The 21,668-nt window shown below is 66.0% G+C and carries 20 protein-coding genes; 7 read left to right on the top strand and 13 right to left on the bottom strand.

What is annotated here, in order from left to right:
• Window positions 1-254: 254 nt before the first annotated feature.
• Complete coding sequence (locus DRB17_RS16160; RefSeq protein ID WP_114583263.1) at window positions 255-1,709, top strand: cryptochrome/photolyase family protein; 1,455 nt, start codon at window positions 255-257, stop codon at window positions 1,707-1,709.
• Window positions 1,710-1,845: 136 nt separating this feature from the next.
• Window positions 1,846-2,190, top strand: a complete 345-nt coding sequence (locus tag DRB17_RS16155; protein WP_114583262.1) for a hypothetical protein — start codon at window positions 1,846-1,848, stop codon at window positions 2,188-2,190.
• Here the strand turns inward: DRB17_RS16155 and DRB17_RS16150 are convergent.
• From DRB17_RS16150 to DRB17_RS16135, 4 genes are all read right to left on the bottom strand, one after another.
• Window positions 2,185-3,000, bottom strand: coding sequence for an LOG family protein (locus tag DRB17_RS16150; protein ID WP_114583261.1), 816 nt, complete (start codon window positions 2,998-3,000; stop codon window positions 2,185-2,187). The two genes, DRB17_RS16155 and DRB17_RS16150, sit on opposite strands and share 6 nt — an antisense overlap.
• Before the next feature lie 135 nt (window positions 3,001-3,135).
• Window positions 3,136-4,137 (bottom strand): D-cysteine desulfhydrase family protein, encoded by a 1,002-nt coding sequence (locus tag DRB17_RS16145; RefSeq protein ID WP_114583260.1) that lies wholly within the window; start codon window positions 4,135-4,137, stop codon window positions 3,136-3,138.
• An 84-nt stretch (window positions 4,138-4,221) separates the two neighbouring features.
• Complete coding sequence (gene ppa / locus DRB17_RS16140; protein WP_114583267.1) at window positions 4,222-4,770, bottom strand: inorganic diphosphatase; 549 nt, start codon at window positions 4,768-4,770, stop codon at window positions 4,222-4,224.
• A gap of 154 nt (window positions 4,771-4,924) precedes the next feature.
• Window positions 4,925-6,115, bottom strand: coding sequence for a YncE family protein (locus DRB17_RS16135; protein ID WP_114583259.1), 1,191 nt, complete (start codon window positions 6,113-6,115; stop codon window positions 4,925-4,927).
• A 177-nt stretch (window positions 6,116-6,292) separates the two neighbouring features.
• Between DRB17_RS16135 and DRB17_RS16130 the strand changes: the two genes are divergently transcribed.
• The gene (locus tag DRB17_RS16130) at window positions 6,293-6,673 is read left to right on the top strand and encodes a cupredoxin domain-containing protein (protein WP_147274931.1); all 381 of its coding nucleotides are present in this window, start codon (window positions 6,293-6,295) and stop codon (window positions 6,671-6,673) included.
• Complete coding sequence (locus tag DRB17_RS16125; protein WP_114583257.1) at window positions 6,670-8,136, top strand: hypothetical protein; 1,467 nt, start codon at window positions 6,670-6,672, stop codon at window positions 8,134-8,136. Before DRB17_RS16130 ends, DRB17_RS16125 begins: the two co-directional genes overlap by 4 nt.
• A gap of 9 nt (window positions 8,137-8,145) precedes the next feature.
• Here the strand turns inward: DRB17_RS16125 and dacB are convergent, their stop codons facing one another.
• Window positions 8,146-9,654 carry a D-alanyl-D-alanine carboxypeptidase/D-alanyl-D-alanine endopeptidase gene (gene dacB, locus DRB17_RS16120; RefSeq protein ID WP_114583256.1) on the bottom strand — a complete coding sequence of 503 codons (1,509 nt, stop codon included), beginning with the start codon at window positions 9,652-9,654 and terminating at the stop codon, window positions 8,146-8,148.
• Between the two features lie 103 nt (window positions 9,655-9,757).
• Complete coding sequence (locus DRB17_RS16115; protein WP_147274930.1) at window positions 9,758-11,101, bottom strand: LysM peptidoglycan-binding domain-containing protein; 1,344 nt, start codon at window positions 11,099-11,101, stop codon at window positions 9,758-9,760.
• Between the two features lie 162 nt (window positions 11,102-11,263).
• Here DRB17_RS16115 and DRB17_RS16110 point away from each other — a divergent pair, with 162 nt between their 5' ends.
• From DRB17_RS16110 to DRB17_RS16100, 3 genes are all read left to right on the top strand, one after another.
• The gene (locus tag DRB17_RS16110; protein WP_114583266.1) at window positions 11,264-11,848 is read left to right on the top strand and encodes an LOG family protein; all 585 of its coding nucleotides are present in this window, start codon (window positions 11,264-11,266) and stop codon (window positions 11,846-11,848) included.
• A gap of 113 nt (window positions 11,849-11,961) precedes the next feature.
• The gene (locus DRB17_RS16105; RefSeq protein ID WP_114583254.1) at window positions 11,962-13,194 is read left to right on the top strand and encodes an NADP-dependent isocitrate dehydrogenase; all 1,233 of its coding nucleotides are present in this window, start codon (window positions 11,962-11,964) and stop codon (window positions 13,192-13,194) included.
• The gene (locus DRB17_RS16100; RefSeq protein WP_114583253.1) at window positions 13,194-13,685 is read left to right on the top strand and encodes a peptidylprolyl isomerase; all 492 of its coding nucleotides are present in this window, start codon (window positions 13,194-13,196) and stop codon (window positions 13,683-13,685) included. Before DRB17_RS16105 ends, DRB17_RS16100 begins: the two co-directional genes overlap by 1 nt.
• 53 nt (window positions 13,686-13,738) lie before the next feature.
• Here DRB17_RS16100 and DRB17_RS16095 read toward each other — a convergent pair whose 3' ends face one another.
• From DRB17_RS16095 to DRB17_RS16065, 7 genes are all read right to left on the bottom strand, one after another.
• Window positions 13,739-15,355 (bottom strand): ATP-binding protein, encoded by a 1,617-nt coding sequence (locus DRB17_RS16095; protein WP_114583252.1) that lies wholly within the window; start codon window positions 15,353-15,355, stop codon window positions 13,739-13,741.
• A gap of 127 nt (window positions 15,356-15,482) precedes the next feature.
• A complete protein-coding gene (locus tag DRB17_RS16090; RefSeq protein ID WP_114583251.1) occupies window positions 15,483-16,514 on the bottom strand; it encodes a peptide ABC transporter ATP-binding protein in 1,032 nt (343 codons plus the stop codon).
• Entirely contained in the window at window positions 16,511-17,524 is a 1,014-nt protein-coding gene (locus tag DRB17_RS16085) for an ABC transporter ATP-binding protein (protein WP_114583250.1), read from the bottom strand. The genes DRB17_RS16090 and DRB17_RS16085 overlap by 4 nt, the downstream gene beginning before the upstream one ends.
• Before the next feature lie 3 nt (window positions 17,525-17,527).
• Complete coding sequence (locus tag DRB17_RS16080; RefSeq protein WP_114583249.1) at window positions 17,528-18,454, bottom strand: ABC transporter permease subunit; 927 nt, start codon at window positions 18,452-18,454, stop codon at window positions 17,528-17,530.
• Window positions 18,455-18,458: 4 nt separating this feature from the next.
• A complete protein-coding gene (locus tag DRB17_RS16075; RefSeq protein ID WP_114583248.1) occupies window positions 18,459-19,469 on the bottom strand; it encodes an ABC transporter permease subunit in 1,011 nt (336 codons plus the stop codon).
• Between the two features lie 181 nt (window positions 19,470-19,650).
• Window positions 19,651-19,845, bottom strand: a complete 195-nt coding sequence (locus tag DRB17_RS16070; protein WP_114583247.1) for a hypothetical protein — start codon at window positions 19,843-19,845, stop codon at window positions 19,651-19,653.
• 217 nt (window positions 19,846-20,062) lie between these two features.
• Window positions 20,063-21,658, bottom strand: coding sequence for an ABC transporter substrate-binding protein (locus DRB17_RS16065; RefSeq protein WP_114583246.1), 1,596 nt, complete (start codon window positions 21,656-21,658; stop codon window positions 20,063-20,065).
• Window positions 21,659-21,668: the final 10 nt, after the last annotated feature.

Here is a 21,668-nt window from a genome sequence, read left to right as displayed (position 1 = left end):
CCGCGGTATCCAGGCCAAGGGGGTAACGGGCTCACGGCCGCAACGCGGTGCCGGGTCATGACCCGGCACCGCGTCACCGCCCATCCTGCCAAAATTCAAAGACACAAGGGGGTTACCTCACCAGGCATAATGTCTTACGTCCCCTGGTACGGATCGGATCACCGCCCCGGCGATCCCAGTGCGGATGTGATCTTTTCCGCACCCGGCACCGTAAATACGTCGGCATACTTCCGAGATGCGGTGGAGACGGCACGATGACGCACCCTGCCCCCTCGATCGTCTGGTTCCGCAGCGACCTGCGCCTTGCCGACAACCCGGCGCTGACGCGCGCTGTAGAGGCGGGCCGGCCAATCATTCCCGTGTTCATCCTGGACGACGAGGCACCGGGTCGATACCGGCCGGGCGGCGCAACGCGGTGGTGGCTGCACTACAGCCTGCGTGCGCTCGCCGACAGCCTGGCCGGCAAGGGCGCGCGCCTGATCCTGCGGCGCGGACCGGCCGAAACCGAGTTACCACGGCTGGTGAAGGAGACGGGGGCAGGTGCGATTTTCTGGAACCGGCTGTACGAGCCATGGGCGAACGAGCGCGACGCAAGGATCAAGACAGAGCTTCGCCAGCGTGGCTGCGAGGTGGAAAGCTTCAACGCCCGCCTGCTGGCCGAGCCGTGGGTGCCGAAGACCGGCGGCGGCGAGCCCTACCGCGTATTCACGCCGTTCTGGAAGGCGCTGGTCGCGCTGGGCGAGCCCGAGCCGCCCCTGCCCGCGCCGCCGCGCATCGAAGCCGGACCGGCGGTCGCCGGCGACGAGTTGGAAGACTGGGCGCTGACACCGAGCGCACCGGACTGGGCCGGAGGACTGCGCGAGAGTTGGACGCCCGGCGAAACAGGGGCGCTCGGACGGTTGGACGCCTTCCTCGACGGCGATATCGCGACCTACAAGGACGCGCGAAACCGGCCCGACAAGCCGGCCACCAGCCGGTTGTCGCCGCATCTTCGCTGGGGCGAGGTCTCGCCCAGACAGATCTGGCACGCGGTGCGCCACCGAATCGAGGCGGCCGGCGGCGGCGCCGAAAGCTCGGCGTGGTCGTTCCTGCGCGAGCTCGGCTGGCGGGAGTTCTCCTACCATCTGCTGTACTGGTGGCCGGACCTGCCGGAGCGCACGTGGAAGGAGCAGTTCCTCGACTTCCCCTGGGCCGAGGACGAGGCCGGCTATCGGGCCTGGACAAAGGGGCAAACCGGCTATCCCATGGTCGATGCCGGTATCCGGGAACTCTGGCACACCGGCTGGATGCACAACCGGGCGCGGATGATCGCGGCTTCCTTTTTGGTGAAGGACCTGCTGATCCCGTGGCAGAAGGGTGAGCGCTGGTTCTGGGATACGCTCGTCGACGCCGATCTCGCCAACAACGCCGCGTCCTGGCAGTGGGTCGCCGGCTGCGGGGCGGATGCCGCGCCCTACTTCCGCATCTTCAATCCGCTCACGCAGGGCCGGAAATTCGATCCGAACGGCGACTACGTCCGGCGCTGGATTCCGGAACTTGCAAGGCTGCCCGACGCCCACATCCACGCCCCCTGGGCCGCGCCGCAACAGACGCTCGACGCGGCCGGCGTGCGCCTGGGCGAGACCTATCCGGTTCCCATTGTCGACCATCAGGCCGCACGCAAGCGCGCCCTCGAAGCTTTCGAGCGGATCAAGAAACAAGCGGCTTGAAGCCGGCGCCGGTCGAAATGACATACACCGAAGCGCAGGGGCCTGTTTTCCCGCCGCGGCGGTTTGCGATTCCCTCGCGAACGTGAAAGACTCCGCCGAGTCGCAGACACACTTTCAAGTTCGAAAAGGATCCTCGATGGCTGACGAGATGGACGAGCACCAGCAGCGCGACGTTGCCGCACAGAAGATCCTGGAGGCGATGCAGCAGGCCATCGACGAAGGGGTATCGCCGGACGTCGTGAAGCTCGTGACGCTGTCCGCCGCCGTGACCAACTTCGTCAACGACTATGGCGAGGAAGCAGCCGCCAGCATCATCGAGACGCTGCCCGAAAAGGTTCGCAACGGCGCCTTCAGCCAACCCGGCCGCGATGGCGGCGAGCAGGGCACCGGCACGGACGGCGCCAGCAGCGACGGCAAACCCCCAACCCGATCCTCGGAAATACTCACTGGATACGCGCGCGGACGCCAGCGCCGGCTATAGCGTGGCGCCGGGAGCGTTCAGCGCGTGTTCGGTCAGTTCGCGCGTCAGGCACTCGAACGCCTCGTCCACGGAATCCGTGATCATGATGAGGTCGAGGTCCTTGCGGTCGATGGTGCCATAGCGCACCAGCGCCTCAAGATTGACGACGTCGTTCCAGAATTGCGAGCCGAACAGCACGATGGGCATGTGCTTGCGGATTTTCCGCGTCTGCAGCAACGTCAGCATTTCGAACAGTTCGTCCATCGTGCCGAAGCCGCCGGGGAAGAAGACGATCGCCTTGGCCAGATAGGTGAACCAGAACTTCCGCATGAAGAAGTAGTGAAATTCGAAGCCCAACTCGCGGGTCACGTAGGGATTCTCGTGCTGCTCGGTGGGGATCGAAATCGACAGGCCGACGTTCATGCCCTTGGCCTCCGAGGCGCCGCGGTTCGCCGCCTCCATGATGCCGGGACCGCCGCCGGTACAGACGACGAAGCGCCGCTCCTTGTCGTCCAGCTTCTTGGACCAGTCGGTCAGGCGGTGGGCTAGATCGCGCGCGGCCTCGTAGTACTGCGCCATCTCGACGTCGCGGCGCGGCTTGTCACAGTCGCCGCCGTTGGCCTCCGCCTCCTCCAGCGCCGCCTGTGCGGTATCTCGAGGCTTCAGGCGGGCCGAGCCCATGAAGACGATGGTGTCGTCGACCCTGTAGCGCTCGAAGCGGCTTTCCGGCTCAAGGTACTCGGCAAGGATGCGCAGGGCCCGCGCGTCCTTGCTTTCCAGGAAATCCTTGTTGGCGTAGGCCTTGATCGGCTGCTGGAACTTGTGGCTCATGCGGGGCTGTCACTCCTGTCGCTGCCGTTGGCCCCTAGCATAACAGACTGCTTAGCAGCGCGCCCCCGCTTCGTCCACGGGTCGCCGCATGGCTTTGCCGGAGTCCTTGAAAGGAACGCCGCCGCCTTCGCACGATCAGCTTTCAAACACGTCAGTATAGCCGAACAGCCCGGGCAGACCGCCGGTGTGAAGGAACACCACCGTCTCGTCCTCGTCGAAGGCGCCGTCCTCGATCAGGCCCAGCAGGCCGGCCATCGCCTTGCCGGAATAGACGGGGTCGAGCACCAGCCCTTCGCTGCGCGCGGCCCGGCGCACGGCATCGACCATCTCGGACGTGGCGATGCCATAGCCGGGGCCGGCGTATCCCGGCTCCACCCGCACCGCCGAGGCCGGCAGATGGCCGCTATGTCCCAGAAGCCGCGCGGTCTCGGCGGCAAGCGCGCGGACCTTGGACTCGGTGTCCGGCGCGTCCGCCTCGACGTCGATGCCGATCACCCGCGCCGGGTGGCCCATGGCCTGCAGCCCGGCGACCAGACCCGCCTGCGTGCCGCCGCTGGAGCTTGCATGCACGATGCAGTCGATCGCGAGATCGCGCTCCGCCGCCTGCGCCGCCAGTTCCAGCGCCGCCCTGGCATAGCCCAGCGCGCCGACCGCCGTGGACCCGCCGGTGGGAATCACATAGGGCTTGGCGCCGCGAGAACGCGCGGCCTCGGCGACCTCGGCCATCTTGGCGGCGCGGTCGGTGTCGCCCGGAAAGAGGCGCACCTCCGCCCCCAGCAGCCGGTCGAGCAGGACGTTGCCAGTGTACTCGTAACTCTCGGGCCGCTTCGGCACGACGCGCGTGAGCACCAACTCGCAGGCAAGGTCCAGGCGCGCCGCCGCCGCCGCCGTCTGCCGGACGTGATTGGACTGCACGCCGCCCGTAGTGATGACGGTATCCGACCACTGCGCCAGCGCGGCACCCAAGAGGTACTCCAGCTTACGGGTCTTGTTGCCGCCGCCGGCAAGCCCCGTGGCGTCGTCGCGCTTGACGAACAGCCGGGGTCCCTTGCCCACATGCCGGCGCAGGCGGTCCATCGGCTCCAGGGGGGTGGGTGCATGCGCCAGCGCGACGCGGGGAAAGCGTGCAAGGTCCATAAGATCGACTATCCGTGCCTGAGGTCGGGTGCTGTTGCTTTGCCGTGGAAAGTCACCCGACCGGCCCTGGCGAATCAATAGCCGCTATGAGGCTTTCTTGTTTTCCTGGGCCTTGGCACTGGCGATTCCCTGCTCGATCATGCGGCACGCCTCGTCCGCCTCGCCCCAACGCTTGATCTTCACCCACTTGTTGGTTTCCAGGTCCTTGTAGTGCTGGAAGAAATGGGCAACCTGCTCCAGCAGGATTTTCGGAAGGTCGCGGTATGACGCGACATCCGAGAAATAGGGGTGCAGCTCGTCCACCGGCACGGCCAGGATCTTCTCGTCCTGGCCCTTCTCGTCGTCCATCACCAGCACGCCGATGGGCCGGACCTTCACGACGGCGCCGGGAAGGACGGGAATGCGGTTCGCGATCAGCACATCCACCGGATCGCCGTCGTCCGAGAGAGTGTGCGGAACGAAGCCGTAGTTGCAGGGATAGAACATCGCCGTGTGCAGGAAGCGGTCGACGTACATCGCGCCCGACTCCTTGTCGAGCTCGTACTTCACCGGGTCCGCGCCCATCGGCACCTCGACCACGACGTTGACTCTCCACGGCGGATTATCGCCCACCGGGATCTTGCTCAGATCCATGACGGCCCCCTTCGGGATGATTTCGTGTTGCAGTGCAATATAGACGCCGATCCTGCCCCGCACCGCAATCTCGATCAAGTGTCATGACAGAAAAGCCGCGGCACGGCATTCGCCGTGCCGGGCTCATCGAATCGTATGTCCGGGCCACGGACCGTCAATGACCGGCGGGATGATTCCACTCCGGCAGCAGCACGATGCAGTTCGGGTTGAACCCCTGCTCCTTCAGCGTATCGACGCTGGCAACCGCCCGTCCGGACTTGAGGTCGACAACGGTGATCGAACCGTCGCTCATCCCCGGCAGATTCAATAGCGAGTTCTGCACCCAGCCCATCGACATGTCGCGGTTGAAGGCAACGTGGTGCGCGCCCTCGCCAGCCGCGACGGTCCGCACCAACCTTGGCTCCGTCAGGCCTTCGGAAAGATCGAAGACGTGCAGGTGGCCGGGCTTTGCCGTGGTTACGTACAGGGTCTCGGCATCGTCGCTGAAATAGATTTCCAAAGGCACGCCTACGCCGTCGTCGGCGAAGCTGTACGCCTCCTGGAAAGTGAAGTCCTGCGCCTCGGCGTCCCAGATGGCGGTCCACAGGGCATTGCCGTACATATTGGTGATATAGGCCACCGGCGGGTTGCTGCCGGGAACGAACAGGACCTCCACCGGCGCGTCGCCGCCCGGCTCGGGCTTGTTGGAGACCCGATGCACGCCCATCACCTTGCCCGTCGAGGCCTTTAGCACGGTGATGGTGTCACCCGCGTCGCCCAGGTCGGTAGGACGCACCGTACTGGTGACGAGAATCCGGTCGATGCCGTCGTGAATGGCGATACCATGGGCATAGGGCTTGGGCAGGTCGATGACATGGCTCTTGGTATCGGCCACGGCATCGCCGACCACGACGCGGTGCGAGCCCATGCAGGTCAGGTACCAGCGCGTGTTGTCCTCTGAGAACACGACGTCCTCCCCCACCTCGCACTCGGGCACGTCGATCACCTTCATCGCCATGTCGTCGTCGCGCATGTCGATGACGCGGAGCTCGCCCTTGGCAAGCGCGGTCACGTAGATCTTGCTGGCGTCGCGATTGTAAAACAGATGGTGGGCAACCAGGTCCGGCGGCAGCTCGATGTTTCGGACGATCTCCCCGAAGGTCGCTGACGACGGATCGACGTCGATGATGGCGATGCCCTCGGTTCGCTTCTTTCCGGGGACCGGATGCTTCAGGCTCTGCAACGCCTCCGGCGGCTTGCTCTCGTAGTTGACCATGGCCAGAACCCTGGCCTCGGCCTGCGCGGCAATCGCGGTGGCGGCAGCAAGGGCCGCCGCGGCGAAGGTCGCCACGATTCGGAACTTCATGGCCGTCTCTCCAGCGCGCCCCGTCGTGCGCCACACCCTTTGCGTGCGCCGTGCTGACTGTTGTTATGCAGTCACCACCCGTCCGTTTCTTGTTACTTAGCCATTCGTAGATGAACGCTATTCATATTATCCAAATCCTGCAAAAATCACTAGGCGGATTTCGCGGATAGGGGATTGTTGGAAATGTCACCCTATATTGCCTTACCTCGGCAATCCTGCATCATCGCACTTATCGCGACACTTGCGGCGGGCGTTCCGTCACAACCCCTGGCGGATGAGGCGGAACGGTTCACGTTGAACCTCGTCGATGGTCAGCCGCGGGACGCGCCACAAACCCTTCGGGTCACCGAAGGCGATGAGGTAGTGATCGGCTGGACGAGCGACCGCCCGGTCGATCTGCATCTCCACGGCTATGACCTGCGCGCCAGCCCGGAACCGGGGCAGCCGGCAGAAATGGCGTTCCGTGCCCGTGCCAGCGGACGTTTCGCGGTAGAAGCGCACGGTGCCGGCGAACACCGCCACCGGCCGGTTCTGTATATCGAGGTCTATCCGAAGTGAGCGGCCCGCGCATTCTGGCGATCGCGGCCGCAACCCTGCCTTTCATCGGCACGGGAAGCGCGGCGGCCCACGGCCTGGGACAGCGCTACGACCTGCCCGTGCCGCTCGACCTCTACATGGGGGCAGGCGCGGTGGTGGTGGCGGTGTCATTCGTCGTCATGGCGCTGTTCGCCGGGCGGCCCGCCGCCCGCAACGCAGGCGCGGCCGCCGCATCGGAAGTATCGAAGCCGGGCCTGCCTGCAATTCCGCTGCCGTCCCTTGCAGCGGGAGTCGTCCGGGCCGCCGCCCTGACCTTCTTCATCCTTGTCGTAGCGGCGGGCTTGTTCGGCAATCAGGATCCGTTCAAGAACCTGGCGCCGGTCAGCGTCTGGGTTATTGGCTGGGTCGGCATCGCGTTTGCCAGCGCCCTCTTGGGCGATGTCTGGCGCGTCCTGAATCCCTTCGACACGGCCTTTCGCTGCCTGGAGAGCGTGGTCGGGCAGCGCCGCGAGAAACCCTGGCTGGCGCAGAGGTGGGGCGTGTGGCCGGCGCTCGCGCTGTTTACCGTCTTCGCGTGGGCGGAACTGGTCTGGCCGGCGCGGGACCGGCCCGCCGCGCTGGCGACGGCCATGCTTGCCTATGGCGCCGTCACCTGGACCGCCATGTGGTGCGTCGGGCGCGAAACCTGGTTGCGCAGCGGCGAGGTCTTCACTATCGCGTTCGGCCTGCTGGCCCGCTTCGCGCCCACCATTGCCCCGGCGGAGGGCGGCCTGCGGCTGCGCGCGCTTGCCGGCGGGCTCATCGTGGACAGGCCTGTCTCGTGGTCCCTGACGGCTTTCACGCTGCTCATGCTCTCGACCGTGACCTTCGACGGCATCCTGGAGACGCCGCCCTGGGCCACACTGGCCGAGGCTTCTCTCGCGTCACCCGGTTTCACGGGGATGGCCGCCAGCCTCGGCGTGGCTCCCTATCCCCTGCTGCAAACGCTGGGGCTCGTCGCCGTGCCGGTGACCTTTGCCAGCCTCTATCTGACAGTCGCGGCCTGCATGGCGATGGGGGCCCGCTGGAGCGGCGCGCGGACGACAACGGGCGAGATGGCGCGGCTGTTCGTGCTGACGCTGGTGCCGATCGCGGTCGCCTACCACCTCGCGCACTATCTGACGTATCTCCTGATCGCGGGGCAGTTCATGATCCCGCTGCTCTCCGATCCCTTCGGCGTCGGCTGGGATTTGTTCGGCACCAAGCTCTACTTCATCGACATCGGCGTGATCGACGCCCGTACCGCCTGGTACGCGGCCCTGACCCTGATCGTCGGTGGCCACGTTATCGCTGTTTGGATCGCCCACATCACGGCGATCCGGCGCTTCGCCAGTCGTCGCGCGGCGCTTGCCAGCCAGGTGCCGATGCTGATCCTGATGGTCGGCTACACGGCTGTCAGCCTCTGGATTCTTGCGCAGCCGATTACGGAGGTCACCGCTGGCTGAAGCCGTGGCTCAGCCGCTGAATGTCGTGGCCCAGTACGCGATCAGATCGGCCTCCAGCGCCTTGGCCCGCCTGCGCCACGCCGTGACTCGCGCCCGCCACGCCTTGCCATCCCGGTCCGCGGCCGCATCATAGGCTCGGCGCTGGGCCAGATCGCCGACGAAGATGGCAAACGCCAGACGGCGGCCGTTGCCGGGGTAGAGATAACCCGCAAGCGCGCTTGCATAATGCATCGTGCCGGTCTTCGCCCAGACGGCAAGCGCCGTCGCCGGCTGTTGCAGGCGCCCACCCAGACCGTGCTCCCAGCCGGCGGCGGGCAGCAAGTCCGGCAGGCCGCGCGTGTTGCCCTGCCCATCCGCGTAGCCGCGCCCCTCGGCGAAATCCAGGATCGCCGCGATCTGCGCCGGCGTCGCCCGCCCGCTGGCGTCAAGGCCGGAGTGGTTGTGCTGGACATAGCCGCTCCAGTCGACCTCCGGCAGCCTATCCCCCCACCACCGCCGCATCGCCCGCGCGGACCGCGCCAAGGTGACGGCCTCGCCCGTGAGCCTCCAGCCCGTGGCAAGGCCCACCAGTTCGGCAACAAGATTGTTGGAATAGCGCAACATCCCCTGCATCACGGCTGCAAGCGGCTGGCTCCGATGCGCGGCCAGCACCGGCGCGTCGGGGGGCGCCGTGCCCGGTTCCGGCGCCGGCAGCGCAACGCCGACCCGTCCGCACAGACGACGGAAGACCTGCGCGGTCACGCGGCCCGGCCGCTTCACCGGCAGCCAGGTTTCGCCCGATTCGGCCGCGTTGACATGCAAGCGCCAGTTGGTGCCGTCCGCGCCGATCTCCGCTTTCCACCGGTGGGCTGTATCCGGCACGGCCGACGGTTCCAGCCCGATCCCTTGCAATGGCGGCACCGTGTAGCCTGTAACGGCGCCATTCCGCCCGCCTCCCTGCCAGGCAACCCGCAGACGGTTGAAGTCCAGCGACAGGGCGGAAACGCCGGGATTGTACTGAGCGTCTTGCGGCTGCGCGGCGCGGATAGCGGTGCGCGTCGCATAGAGGCTTTCGTCATGGAGAAACCGCCCGTCCACGCGCCGCAAGCCGTTCCGGTGCAGCGCGCGACACAGTGCCAGCAGGCCGTCCGGCCCCAATAGAGGATCGCCGCCTCCCACGAGCACCAGGTCACCCTGCAGAACGCCCGCCTCGATTTCGCCCTTCGCGCGAACGCTTGTGCGAAAGCGATGCGCGCCGCCAAGCACCTCCAGCGCCGCGACCGCCGTCGGCACCTTGGCGACGGAGGCCGGTATGAACGGGGCGTTCGAATTGTGCGCCGCCAGCGTGCGCCCGCTATCCAGGTCGCGCAGGACGTAACCCACGTTGGATGCCGCAAAGCCGCGCGCCTCTATCGCGGCCGCTTCATGGATGGGCACCGCCTCTTGCACGCCCGCGACGGCCGCGTCCCGCCGGGCGCAGCCCGCGCCGGCCGCGAGCAAGCCAAGAGCCACAGCCGCGATGAACCGCCCAGCCCGCATTATCCGCCCCCCAGAAATCGATATGCTCTCCGGCCGCCTGTTTGCGGCTTTGGAAGAGAAGAAAGGTTGCTTCTTCGGCGGGGAATCCGCCCCGGATATGATCTTAATCCGGCAGATCGGGCAGCACGAAGACCTGTCCGGGATAGATCAGGTCCGGGTCGGAGATCTGGTCGGTGTTGGCCCGGTAGATCACGCGATACTGCAGGCCACGCCCGTAGGTTCGCTTGGCGATGGTCCACAGGTTGCCGCCGGGCTGAACCACTACGAGATCCTCGCGGCCGAGGGAGGCGACGAGAGGCTGGCTTGAGAAAGGCGTCTCCAGTTCCGCGACGACCTTGCCGTCCGGGGCGATCTCGTGAACGCGCAACGTATGCAGGCCGGGCTCTATCTCCACGTCCGGCACGATCCGCCAGGCGCCCTCCTCGTCCGCGCGCGTCCGACCCGCAACCGCGTCGTTGAAATAAAGGACGATATCGTCGCCGGGCGTGGCGCGGCCACGGACCACGATATGGCCGTCCGTCGTGTACTGGATCGTTTCCAGCCGCAGGCGGTCGGCCTCAAGGCCGCCCGTCGGCTCTGGCGCCTGCAGAACGCGCACCTCGCCCTCGCCCCGCCGCGGCACCAGCATGGCGACGGGCTGTTCTGGCTCGCCGTCCTCCGTGGCCTCGCTTTCCCGAGTGGCGACCCGGGTCTTCTCCTCCGCTTCGGGCGTGGACGGCGCCGGCTTTGCCTTGGGCCGCGGCGTCGAGATCACGACCGCCCGCTCCGACTCGCTTTCCGCGCCCTGGCTATCGCGGGACCGCAGCGTCAGCTCACGCTGACCGCTGGACAGAGGTTTCTCCGGCAGGGCCACGAACTCCCCGCGCCGGTTCGCCTTGGCCTTGGCGACGGGCTTGCCGTCCTGCAGTACCGTCACCTCGGCATGCGGCGCGGCGCGGCCGGCAATGACCGCCTCGCCGCTGCGCTCTACCCGGACGATATCGAACGCCGGCGAGGCGGGTGACGAATCCGCGACCGGTTTCTTCGGCGTTGAGGGTTTGGGCGTGGGGCCCGTGTCCTCCGCCTTCTGGGCGGCCTTGTCGGTGCTTTCGGGGGCCGCTTTCTCTTGCACCGCCTGCTGCGGTTCGGACTCCGGTCTGTCCGATTCCTTCACCTTTGGCCGGGTCGGCGCTTCGGGCTCGGACACGTCTGGGGGCGAAGCGGCAGCCGGCGCCTCGGCGGTTTGCGCCGCCGGGGTTTTCGCCGCCGGCGCGGATGTCTCCGCCTCTGCCGTGCCGGCCGTGGATGTCTCCTCGGAAGGCGGTTCCGGTTGCGCCGTCGCGGACGGCTTTTCGGTTCGGGGCGGAATCGGCACGCGCTGGTCCGGCGCCGCGGCGAAGTAGATGGCCAGGGCCACCAGACCGGCCACAAGTCCTAATCCGGCACCAATGATCGCTCGTCGCGCCATCCCCGCTGCGCCCTTCGTTCCGCCGTTAAAGCCCCCGCCATCTCACCCTACTCCGCCATCTTGTCGCCATGCAACGTTCGCGGTCTGTTTATCCTGGTTTCTCCCCCTCGCCCCCGCGCATTCACGTTGACGGAGAACCCGCCTTTCGGCGACAAGGACCGCATGGCGACACTCACCTCTCTTTGCGTTTATTGCGGTTCGGCCACCGGCGCCGACACCGCCTACGCCGCGCTGGCGCGTAAGCTCGGCCGGCGCTGCGCGGCCGACGGCGTCACCGTCGTTTTCGGCGGCGGGCGCGTCGGGCTGATGGGCATCCTGGCGGAAGCCGCGATGGACGCCGGCGGCGAGGCCGTCGGCATCATTCCCGAGCACCTGCGCGCGCGGGAAGTCGGCTACGACGGACTGAGCGAACTGATCGTCGTCGACTCGATGCACACCCGTAAGGCGCTGATGGCGGAGCGCGCGGACGCCTTCTGCGTACTGCCGGGCGGCATCGGCACGCTGGACGAGATGGTGGAGATCATCACCTGGAAGCAGCTTGGCCTGCACGACAAGCCGATCGTCCTTCTGGACCACGACGGCTACTGGCAGCCGCTGCTTCAGCTGTTCCAGCACCAGCAGCAGGCCGGATTCCTGCGCCCCGAACACGCCCGGCTGTTCTCGGTCGTCGGCGATCTCGACGGCATGTTCCAGGCCATCGCCAAGGCCCCGGAATCGACGATGGCGCCCTCGACCGCCCGCATCTAAACCGCGGATATCCGCCTTTCCACTGGCAATTCTTGCACTGCACACAAACCTTGCTATGTTCGCCACCGCGCCGAGCCGGCGCGGACCCACGGTGGCACAAGCGGGAGGAGCCGATGGCGAAGATCAAGGTCGCCAACCCGATCGTCGAACTCGACGGCGACGAGATGACACGCATCATCTGGGCCTGGATCAAGGAGCGCCTGATTGAGCCCTATCTCGATGTCGACCTGAAATACTACGACCTCTCCATCCAGAGCCGCGATGCCACCGACGACCAGATCACCGTCGACGCCGCCAAGGCGATCAAGGAACATGGCGTCGGCGTCAAGTGCGCGACGATCACGCCGGACGAGGCGCGGGTCGAGGAGTTCGGCCTGAAGAAGATGTGGCGCTCGCCCAACGGCACGATCCGTAACATCCTGGGCGGCACCGTCTTCCGCGAGCCGATCATCTGCGAGAACGTGCCGCGCCTGGTGCCGGGCTGGACGCAGCCGATCGTCATTGGCCGTCACGCCCACGGCGACCAGTACCGCGCCACCGACTTCCGCGTGCCGGGACCGGGGCGCCTCACCATGCGCTTCGAGCCCGAAGGCGGCGGCGAGCCGGTCGAGTACGAGGTCATGGACTTCAAGTCCAGCGGCATCGCCATGGGTATGTACAACCTCGACGATTCGATCCGGGATTTCGCCCGCGCCTGCTTCAATTTCGGCGTGCAGCGTGGCTGGCCGGTCTATCTCTCGACCAAGAACACGATCCTCAAGGTCTATGACGGGCGCTTCAAGGACATCTTCCAGGAGATCTTCGACAACGAGTTCAAGGCCGAGTTCGACAAGCTGGGCATCACCTACGAGCACCGGCTGATCGACGACATGGTCGCCGCCGCGCTGAAGTGGTCCGGCGGGTACATTTGGGCCTGCAAGAACTACGACGGCGACGTGCAGTCCGACACCGTGGCGCAGGGCTTCGGCTCGCTGGGCCTGATGACGTCAGTCCTGATGACGGCCGACGGCGACACCATCGAGGCCGAGGCGGCGCACGGCACGGTGACCCGGCACTACCGGATGCACCAGCAGGGCAAGGAAACCTCGACCAACCCCATCGCCTCGATCTTCGCCTGGACGCGCGGCCTGAAGTTCCGTGGCGAGATCGACAACACGCCGGATGTGGTCAACTTCGCCGAGACGCTGGAGAGGGTCTGCGTATCCACCGTCGAGAACGGCCAGATGACCAAGGATCTGGCCCTACTGATCGGCGAGAACCAGAAGTGGCTGACGACGACTCAGTTTTTCGATGCCCTCGACCAGAATCTGCAGAGCGCGCTCGCACAGGAAAAGGCAGCCGGATAATGACAGTGACCGACCCCGAGAACCTGCTATACCTCGACGTTCCCGCGGGCCGGATCAGCATCCGGCTGCGCCCCGATCTGGCCCCCGCGCACGTGGCGCGGATCAAGGAGCTGGCGCGCGAGGGGTTTTATGACGGCACGCCGTTCCACCGCGTGATCGACGGTTTCATGGCCCAGGGCGGCGACCCCACCGGGACCGGCACCGGCGGGTCCGGCCGCAAGCTCTCGGCCGAGTTCACCAGGACGCCGTTCCAGCGCGGCACCTGCGGCATGGCCCGAACGCAGGATCCCGACAGCGCGGACTGCCAGTTCTTCATCTGCCTCGCCGACGCGGATTTCCTGACCGGCCAGTATACGGTCTGGGGCGAGGTCGAGGACGGCATGGCCGCCGTCGACGCCCTTAAGAAGGCGCCCGCGGGCCGGCAAAGTGGCCTCGTCGACGACCCGGACAAGCTTATCCGCGCGCAGGTGGCGGCGGACGCCGGCACCTGAACGTTCCGGGCGAGGGACCGGGCCGATTACGCCGGTCCCTCGCCGAACCTCTCCTACCGCGCGGCCAGGCGCGGGGGCTCGTCGTCATGCTTTTCGCGAAGTTGCCGACGCCAGCGGTCGATTACGTCGGTGAGGATCTCGGGCCCCGGGTCGTCACGCTGCCAGGCGGCGGCGAAGCTGGTGGTGCCGGCGCGCGGCTGCTGGCCGTAAGGCAACCGGGCGAAGCGGATACGCATCGGCACGGCGGCACCCTCGCCCACCACGATCGCCTCGCGCGTCCCCAGGGCGGGCAGCGCGTTGAACAGCGCCCGCGCCCCATCCGGCAGGGACCGGCGCACGAACTCCTGGTCGCGGTCGTTGCTCATCCGCAGGGCAAACAGCGTGCCGCACTGAGAGAGAATGGTCTCCGACAATTCCGATGGCCGCTGGGTGACGAGACCGAGCGCCACGCCGTACTTCCGCCCCTCCTTGGCGATCCGCGACAGCGCTTTGCGCGTGGGGCCGAAGCCCTCGGCATCGTCGGAGGGGATGTAGCGGTGCGCCTCCTCGCAGACCAGCAGGACCGGGCATTGCTGCTCCTCCGTGGTCCAGATCGAGAAGTCGAACACCAGCCGGCAAAGCAGCGAGACGACGGAGTCCACGACCTCGACCGGCACGGCGGACAGGTCCACGATGGTGATGGGCTGCCCGGCCACGGGAATGCGCAGCAGTTGCGAGAGGATGTTGGCCATCGTGTCCTGCACGGCGACGCCGCCGAACATGAACTCGAAGCGCCGGTCGGCGCGCAGCGTCTCGATCCGCGACTTCAGCCGCATGTAGGGTAGCGTGTCGCTGGGCTTGTTGATCTGCCCCATCGCCCTGTCGATGTACTGCAACATGGTGCTGAGGCGGAAAGGCACCGGCGTATCGACCGTGATCGGATACTGCGAGGGCTGCTCGCCCAGGTAGGCGTCCTTCGCCGCCATCACGGCGCGCTTCAGAATGTCGGCCTCAAGCTCGCGCGAGGCGGGCTCTGGGCTGCAGAACAGCGAAACCATCTCCTCGAAGTTCAATAGCCAGTAAGGCAGCGACATGGTTTCCGGGCTGACCAGCACGGCCTGGTCGCCGAAGGCCGCCTTATACTCGTTGTGCGGGTCCAGAAGGATGACGTGGCCGTTCGGATGCCCCTCCAGCAGCCCGCGCAGCAGCACGGCAACCGCGCAGGACTTGCCCGAGCCGGTAGTCCCCAGGATGGCGAAATGTTTGCCCAGCAGGTCGTCGCTCAGCACCGCCGCCGGTAACAGCCCGTCGCTGTCGATGGTCCCAACGGGCACCAGCTTGTCGCCATCGGGGACATAAACCTCCCGCAGGTCGTCGGCCACGGCCAGGTACACCTTGTCGCCCAGGCGGGGAAAGTGGCTGACGCCCCGCTGGAAGGCGCCGGACGGGCCGCCATCCTTGCCATGCGGTCGTTCGCCCATCAGCTCCAGCTCGGCGACCTGCTGTTCAATGTCCGACCCGCCCGCGACATGGAGTTCGCGGATGGTGGCAAAGACATCCGCCTGTCTTCCGTTGATCCGGACAAGCGTGTGCACCTGTGCGCCCTCGACGGCGCGCATGGCTTCAGAATCAAGCTTTGCCGTCACGCGCGCGCCGGCAACGGACGTCACCGAGCCCAGCACTTGAGCCATCACGATTCCTCCCGCAATTCCCGTTTGCCCGGGCAGGATCGCGGCGATGCAGTGAAGCCCGTGTTAAAGGCGCAATTTTATGTAGTTGTAGTCGACCAAACAGGGACGAGCGTCCTCTGGCCCTGCCTTACTGAGCCGCGGAAGCGTCGGCGGCGGCGGTTGCACCCTTGCGGGTCGCCACGCCATCGGCAATGGCTTCCGCGTGATGGCAGGCAACCTCGCGCCCATGCACGGGTCGCAGTTCCGGGCGCTCCGTGCGGCAGCGGTCCGTCGCGAAGGGGCAGCGGGGGTGGAAGGCGCAGCCAGATGGCGGGTTGATGGGCGACGGCAACTCGCCGGTAAGGGCGATGCGCTCCCGCCGGTGCGCCGGCTCGACCGCCGGGGTCGAAGCCAGAAGCGCCTGCGTGTAAGGGTGGCGCGGCGCGTCGAAGATCGCTTCGCGCGGCCCGTGCTCTACCGCGCGGCCCAGGTACATCACCATGATGTCCTCGGCGATGTGCCTGACCACCGACAGGTCGTGCGAAATGAACAGGTAGGCCAGATCGAACTCGTCCTGCAGGTCCATCAGCAGGTTCAGCACCTGCGCCTGGATGGACACGTCCAGCGCCGACACCGGCTCGTCCGCCACTAGAATGCGCGGTTGCAGCATCAGGGCGCGGGCGATGGCGATGCGCTGACGCTGACCGCCGGAGAACATGTGCGGATAGCGGCTGTAGTGTTCCCGGCGCAGACCGACGTGCGCCATCATGGATTCGGCGCGTTCCTTCCGGTCCGCCGCCGACATGCGCGTGTTGATGCGCAGCGGCTCTTCCAGGATCGCCCCCACCTTCTTGCGCGGGTTCAGCGAGCCGTAAGGGTCCTGGAAAACGATCTGAACTTCCTGACGCAACCGCTTGCGCTCCTGGTAGTCGGCGCCGACGACATCGCGGCCGTCGACCCGCAGGACGCCATCGGTGGGCTTCTCAATCATCGTCACCAGCCGCGCCAGGGTGGACTTGCCGCAACCGCTCTCGCCGACGACGGCAAGCGTCCGCCCGGCACGAAGCGAGAAGCTGACCCCGGCGAGCGCCTTCACATCGGCGGCCGCGCGGAACATGCCGCCACCTGTCGTATAGGTCCGGACCAGGTTTTCCGCCGTCAGGACCGTCTCGCCGCTCATGCCGCGCTCCCCCGACTTTCCGCGTCTTCCGGCCAGTCCGTCGGCTCGCCGCGATCGAGCGGGAAGAAGCATCGCACGCGCCCGTCCCTGTCGCTTTCGAGCTCGGGCCTGTTGGTTTTGCACCGCTGCTGCGCGAAACGGCAACGCGGGTGGAACAGGCAGCCTCCGGGCCGGTCGGCGATACCCGGCACCACACCGGGAATTGTCGGCAGCCGGGTCTTGCCGCTGGCACGTTCCGGCAGCGCGTCGAGGAGGGCGGCCGTGTAGGGATGGCGCGGGTTGTCGAACAGGCTGTCCACCGGCCGTGTCTCCACCTGCTGGCCGGCGTACATGACGTTCACCCGCCGGGCGGTTTCCGCGACCACGGCCATGTCATGGGTGATCAGGATCAGCGCCATCCCGCGTTCACGCTGCAACTGCACCAGAAGGTCGAGGATCTGCGCCTGGATGGTGACGTCGAGCGCCGTCGTCGGCTCGTCCGCGATCAGCAGCTTCGGGTTGCAGGCAATCGCCATCGCGATCATGACGCGCTGGTTCATGCCGCCGGAAAGCTGATGCGGAAACGCGGATAGCCGGCTGGCCGCGCTGGGGATGCCGACCTGTTGCAGCAGTTCGGCCGCCTGATCGCGGCGCTGGCGGCGCGTGCCGCCCTGGTGCACCTTGATCGCCTCGGTAAGCTGGAAGCCCACCGTGAAACACGGGTTCAGGCTGGACATGGGCTCCTGGAAGATCATCGCCATCTCGGCGCCGGTCAGCCGCCGCCGCTCGCGCGGCGGGATGGAGAGCATGTCGCGGCCGGCGAACTCCATACGGTCGGCCGTGACGTTGGCCGTCCACGGCAACAGCCCCATCAGCGCCAGCATCGTCACCGATTTGCCGGATCCCGACTCGCCGACGACGCCGAGCAGCTCGCCCTCGTCCACCGTCAGGTCGATGCCGTCCACGGCCGGGAACAACCCCTGCGCGGTACGGAACTCGACCCTGAGGTTGCGGATATCGAGCAGTGCCATGGCTCAGCTCCGCTTCAGCTTGGGGTCGAGGGCGTCGCGCAGGCCGTCGCCCATCAGGTTGAAGGCCAGCACCGTGACCAGGATGGCCAGCCCCGGGAAGGTGACCACCCACCAGGCTCGCAGCACGAACTCCCGTGCCTCGGCCAGCATGGTGCCCCACTCCGGCAGCGGCGGCTGCGCGCCGAGGCCAAGGAATCCCAATGCTGCCGCGTCCAGGATGGCCGAGGAGAATGCCAGCGTCGCCTGCACGATCAGCGGTGGCAGGCAGTTCGGCAGCACCGTGGAGAACATCAGCCGCGGCAATCCGGCACCGGCCACGCGGCTGGCCGTCACATAGTCGCGCGACAGTTCGCCAATCGCCGCCGCCCGCGTCAGCCGCGCGAAGTGCGGCAGATAGACGAGCGCGATAGCGACCATCGCGTTAAACAGGCTGGGCCCCAGGATCGCGACGATGACGATGGCCAGCAGCAAGCTGGGCAGCGCCAGCATGATGTCCATCAGGCGCATGATCAGCGTCTCGACCACGCCCCGGAAGAAGCCGGCAACTAGTCCCAAGCCGATACCGATGGAGAGCGACAGCGTGACCACGACCAGCCCGATCACCATGGAAAAGCGGGCGCCGTGCATGATCCGGGAAAGCATGTCGCGCCCGACGGCGTCGGTGCCGAGCGGGAAGGCCCAGCTTCCATCCTCGGCCCACACCGGCGGGGTCAGCAGGCTGTCGCGGAACTGCTCCGTCGGATCGTGCGGCGCCAGTACGTCGGCGAAGATCGCGACGATGACGACCACTGCGATCACCGCCATGCCCGCCACCGCGCCACGGCTCTCGCGGAAATAAACCCAGAACTCCACCAGCGGATGCATGGGCCGCGCGGCGAGGCCCTGCGCTTCGGGGTCCGTTTCCTGTACGGCGTTCGCGTCGACTGTCATGGCGCTACCGTGCGTGGCGGATGCGTGGGTTGATAAGGCCGTACAGCAGGTCGACGATCAGGTTGACGATCATCACCGTGCTGGCGACCAGCAAAAGACCGCCCTGAACGCTGGGATAGTCACGCCGATGGATCGAATCGACGAGCCACTTGCCGATGCCCGGCCAGGCAAAAATCGTCTCCGTCAGGATGGCGCCCGAGAACAGCAGCCCGACTTGCAGGCCAATGACCGTCACCACCGGAATCAGCGCGTTGCGCAGGGCGTGCAGTCCGACGATGCGCCACGGCGGCAGTCCTTTCGCCCGCGCCGTCCGCACGTAGTCCTCGCCCAGCACCTCGATCATCGCCGACCGGGTCTGGCGCGCGATCACCGCAAGCGGGATCGTCCCAAGCACCACCGCCGGCAGGATCAGGTGGCGCACGGCCGAGTTGAAGGCGGCATAGTTCCCCTGCAGCAGGGTGTCGATCAGCATGAAGCCGGTGATCGGCTCGATGAAATGCATCACCGAGATGCGCCCGGAAACGGGAGTCCAGCCCAGGGTTCCCGAGAACAGGATGATGAGCAGCAGCCCCCACCAGAAGATCGGCATCGAATACCCGGCGAGCGAGACCGTCATGACCGAGTGGTCGAACACCTTGCCGCGCCGCACCCCCGCCAGCACGCCAGCCGGCAGCCCAATGGCCACGGCAAACAACAGGGCGCAAAGGGACAGTTCCACCGTTGCCGGGAACAGGGCGAAGAACTCCTCGCTCACCGGCGTCTTGGTGCGGATTGATTTTCCGAGGTCGCCCTGGAAAACGTCGAGAATGAACGTCAGGTACTGCTCGTGAAGGGGCCGATCCAAGCCCATCTCTTGCATCAGCTTGGCGTGACGCTCCGCGGATATACCACGCTCTCCAGCCAGCAGCTCGACCGGGTCGCCGGGGATCAGTCGGATCAGCGAGAACGCGATCACCGTGACCCCGATGAACGTCGGCAGCAAAACCGCGATGCGTGTGATCGCGAACCGGAACATGCGAACAGCCCTACCCGGATAATGTTGTGACGATCAAGCCCGCAGGCGATCAAAAAACCGCGTGGGCGCTCCATTTGCAGAATTGAGCCGAAATTGCAAGCGACGCGCGCAGCCGCACGCGTCGCTCCCGTCAGCGTAACATTCACGTATGAGGCAGCGGCGGCAGCCGCCGCACGCGAGCCTATGCCCCCGGCCAGGACACGAACGGCTCCGCCAGGCTTTCCAGAACATCGGCCCCGAGCCGGCAGGCGGCGGCACGTTCCGGCTGCGTGGTGTTCAATTCGTCCGCCAGTTGGCGCAACTCCTGGGCATAGGATGCGAAAGCCTGCTGGTCGTCAGACTCTCGCCCACCGTCCATTGGATGCTGCAGAAACATCCAGCCTCCCTTCATCAATGGACCACACCACTTAGCGTGGTTGATATTCGCGCTTCAAACTCAAGCAAAACGCGAAACTACAATACTATTTAGGTCGAAATGACGCCATCTGGGACGAGATTGTCAATGCGAATTTATGTATAAGTGATCCACAAAAATTAGGGAGGCCCCATTAAGGAACCTCCCGTTTTCAGTCGAAAATGATGATCGGAACGGATTATTGCTCGATATCCACGCCGTAGAAGATGTGGCCGCCAAATGGATCGATCTTGTAATTCTTGACGACCTTGCGCACCGGCTCGAAGACGATTGAATGCGCGATTGTGATCCAGGGCGCCTGCTCCTTGAAGATCACTTGAGCTTCCTGATAAAGCTCGGCGCGCTTCTGCTTGTCAGCCGTACGCTTCGCCTTCAGCAGAAGGTCGTTGAAAGGCTCGTAACACCATCGTGCACGGTTCGCTCCGCTTGCGGCGTCACACCCGAGTAGGACGTAGAGGAAGTTGTCGGGGTCGCCATTGTCGCCGGTCCACCCCAGCAGCACGGTCTCGTGTTCCCCGCGCTTCGAGCGGGCCAGGTATTCGCCCCATTCATAGGAGACGATCTCGGCGTCGACACCGACCTTCTGCCAGTCCGACTGAATCAGCTCGGCCATCCGCCGCGCATTCGGGTTGTACGGCCGCTGCACCGGCATGGCCCAGACGTCAGTCTCGAAGCCGTCGCCATAGCCGGCTTCCTCAAGAAGCTGCTTCGCCTTCTCGGGGTCGTAGGGATAATCCTCGATCTCCTCGTTATAGGACCAGATGGTCGGCGGGATCGGATTCTTGGCGATGCGCCCCGCACCCTGGAAGACGGCATCGATGATCGCCTGCTTGTTGACGGCGTAGTTGAGCGCCTGACGGACCTTGACGTTCTTGAACGGATCCTTCTCCGTGTTGAACGCCAGATAACCGACATTCAGGCCTTCCTGGCTCTTCAGGTCGATGTTGTCGTCGGCGCGCATGGCGTCCAGGTCGGCCGGATTCGGATAGGGCATGACGTGGCACTCGCCGGCCTTCAGCTTTTGCCAGCGCACCGAGTTGTCCGGCGTGATGGCGAAGACCAGCGTATCGATCGCCGCCTTGCCTTCCCAGTAGTCCGGGTGGGCCTTATAGCGGATGACGGCGTCCTTGCGATACTGCACAAGCTGGAACGGGCCGGTGCCGACGGGCTCCAGGTCCACCTTCTCCGGCGTCCCGGCCTCCATCATCTTGTCCGCGTACTCCTTGGACATAATGGAGGCGAAATCCATGGCCATGTTGGCGATAAAGGGCGCCTCGGGCTTGTTCAGGTGGAAGCGCACCGTATAGTCGTCGACCTTCTCGATCCGGTCGATCAGGCCGCCCATCGACATCGCATTAAAGTACTCGTAACCGCCGCCCGACACGTCATGATACGGGTGCTCGGGGTCGAGCTGCCGGCGGAAGGAGAACAGCACGTCGTCCGCGTTGAACTCGCGGCTGGGCGTGAAGTTGTCCGTCGTGTGCCAGGCAACGCCCTCGCGCAGATGGAAGGTATAGACGGTGCCGTCCTCGGAGATATCCCAGGATTCGGCAAGGCCGGGCACGATGTTCGTGGTGCCGCGCTCGAACTGCACAAGCCGGTTGTAGACCTGGCGAGACGACGCGTCGAAGGTTGTCCCCGCCGTGTAGAGCTGCGGATTGAAGCCCTCCGGACTCCCCTCGGAACAATAGACGAGTGTCTTCGCTTCGGCGCTCGCCCCGAAAGCGGCGCCGACGGCCAGCGCGGTAGCGGCCGCAAGCAACGTACGTTTCACGGAATTCCTC

Source organism: Ferruginivarius sediminum, assembly GCF_003344765.1.
GTDB lineage: Bacteria > Pseudomonadota > Alphaproteobacteria > Kiloniellales > Rhodovibrionaceae > Ferruginivarius > Ferruginivarius sediminum.
The sequence above is the reverse complement of the archived record's forward strand: the minus strand, read 5'-3'. Positions and strand labels throughout refer to the sequence as shown.

Coding starts and splice junctions, on each gene's coding strand:
- DRB17_RS16155 (WP_114583262.1), top strand. CDS start 1,846: ATGGCTGACGAGATGGACGAGCACCAGCAGCGCGACGTTGCCGCACAG.
- DRB17_RS16095 (WP_114583252.1), bottom strand. CDS start 15,355: ATGGCTCAAGTGCTGGGCTCGGTGACGTCCGTTGCCGGCGCGCGCGTG.
- DRB17_RS16105 (WP_114583254.1), top strand. CDS start 11,962: ATGGCGAAGATCAAGGTCGCCAACCCGATCGTCGAACTCGACGGCGAC.
- dacB (WP_114583256.1), bottom strand. CDS start 9,654: ATGCGGGCTGGGCGGTTCATCGCGGCTGTGGCTCTTGGCTTGCTCGCG.
- DRB17_RS16145 (WP_114583260.1), bottom strand. CDS start 4,137: ATGGACCTTGCACGCTTTCCCCGCGTCGCGCTGGCGCATGCACCCACC.
- ppa (WP_114583267.1), bottom strand. CDS start 4,770: ATGGATCTGAGCAAGATCCCGGTGGGCGATAATCCGCCGTGGAGAGTC.
- DRB17_RS16110 (WP_114583266.1), top strand. CDS start 11,264: ATGGCGACACTCACCTCTCTTTGCGTTTATTGCGGTTCGGCCACCGGC.
- DRB17_RS16080 (WP_114583249.1), bottom strand. CDS start 18,454: ATGACAGTCGACGCGAACGCCGTACAGGAAACGGACCCCGAAGCGCAG.
- DRB17_RS16160 (WP_114583263.1), top strand. CDS start 255: ATGACGCACCCTGCCCCCTCGATCGTCTGGTTCCGCAGCGACCTGCGC.
- DRB17_RS16090 (WP_114583251.1), bottom strand. CDS start 16,514: ATGAGCGGCGAGACGGTCCTGACGGCGGAAAACCTGGTCCGGACCTAT.
- DRB17_RS16115 (WP_147274930.1), bottom strand. CDS start 11,101: ATGGCGCGACGAGCGATCATTGGTGCCGGATTAGGACTTGTGGCCGGT.
- DRB17_RS16150 (WP_114583261.1), bottom strand. CDS start 3,000: ATGAGCCACAAGTTCCAGCAGCCGATCAAGGCCTACGCCAACAAGGAT.
- DRB17_RS16075 (WP_114583248.1), bottom strand. CDS start 19,469: ATGTTCCGGTTCGCGATCACACGCATCGCGGTTTTGCTGCCGACGTTC.
- DRB17_RS16135 (WP_114583259.1), bottom strand. CDS start 6,115: ATGAAGTTCCGAATCGTGGCGACCTTCGCCGCGGCGGCCCTTGCTGCC.
- DRB17_RS16100 (WP_114583253.1), top strand. CDS start 13,194: ATGACAGTGACCGACCCCGAGAACCTGCTATACCTCGACGTTCCCGCG.
- DRB17_RS16085 (WP_114583250.1), bottom strand. CDS start 17,524: ATGGCACTGCTCGATATCCGCAACCTCAGGGTCGAGTTCCGTACCGCG.
- DRB17_RS16070 (WP_114583247.1), bottom strand. CDS start 19,845: ATGTTTCTGCAGCATCCAATGGACGGTGGGCGAGAGTCTGACGACCAG.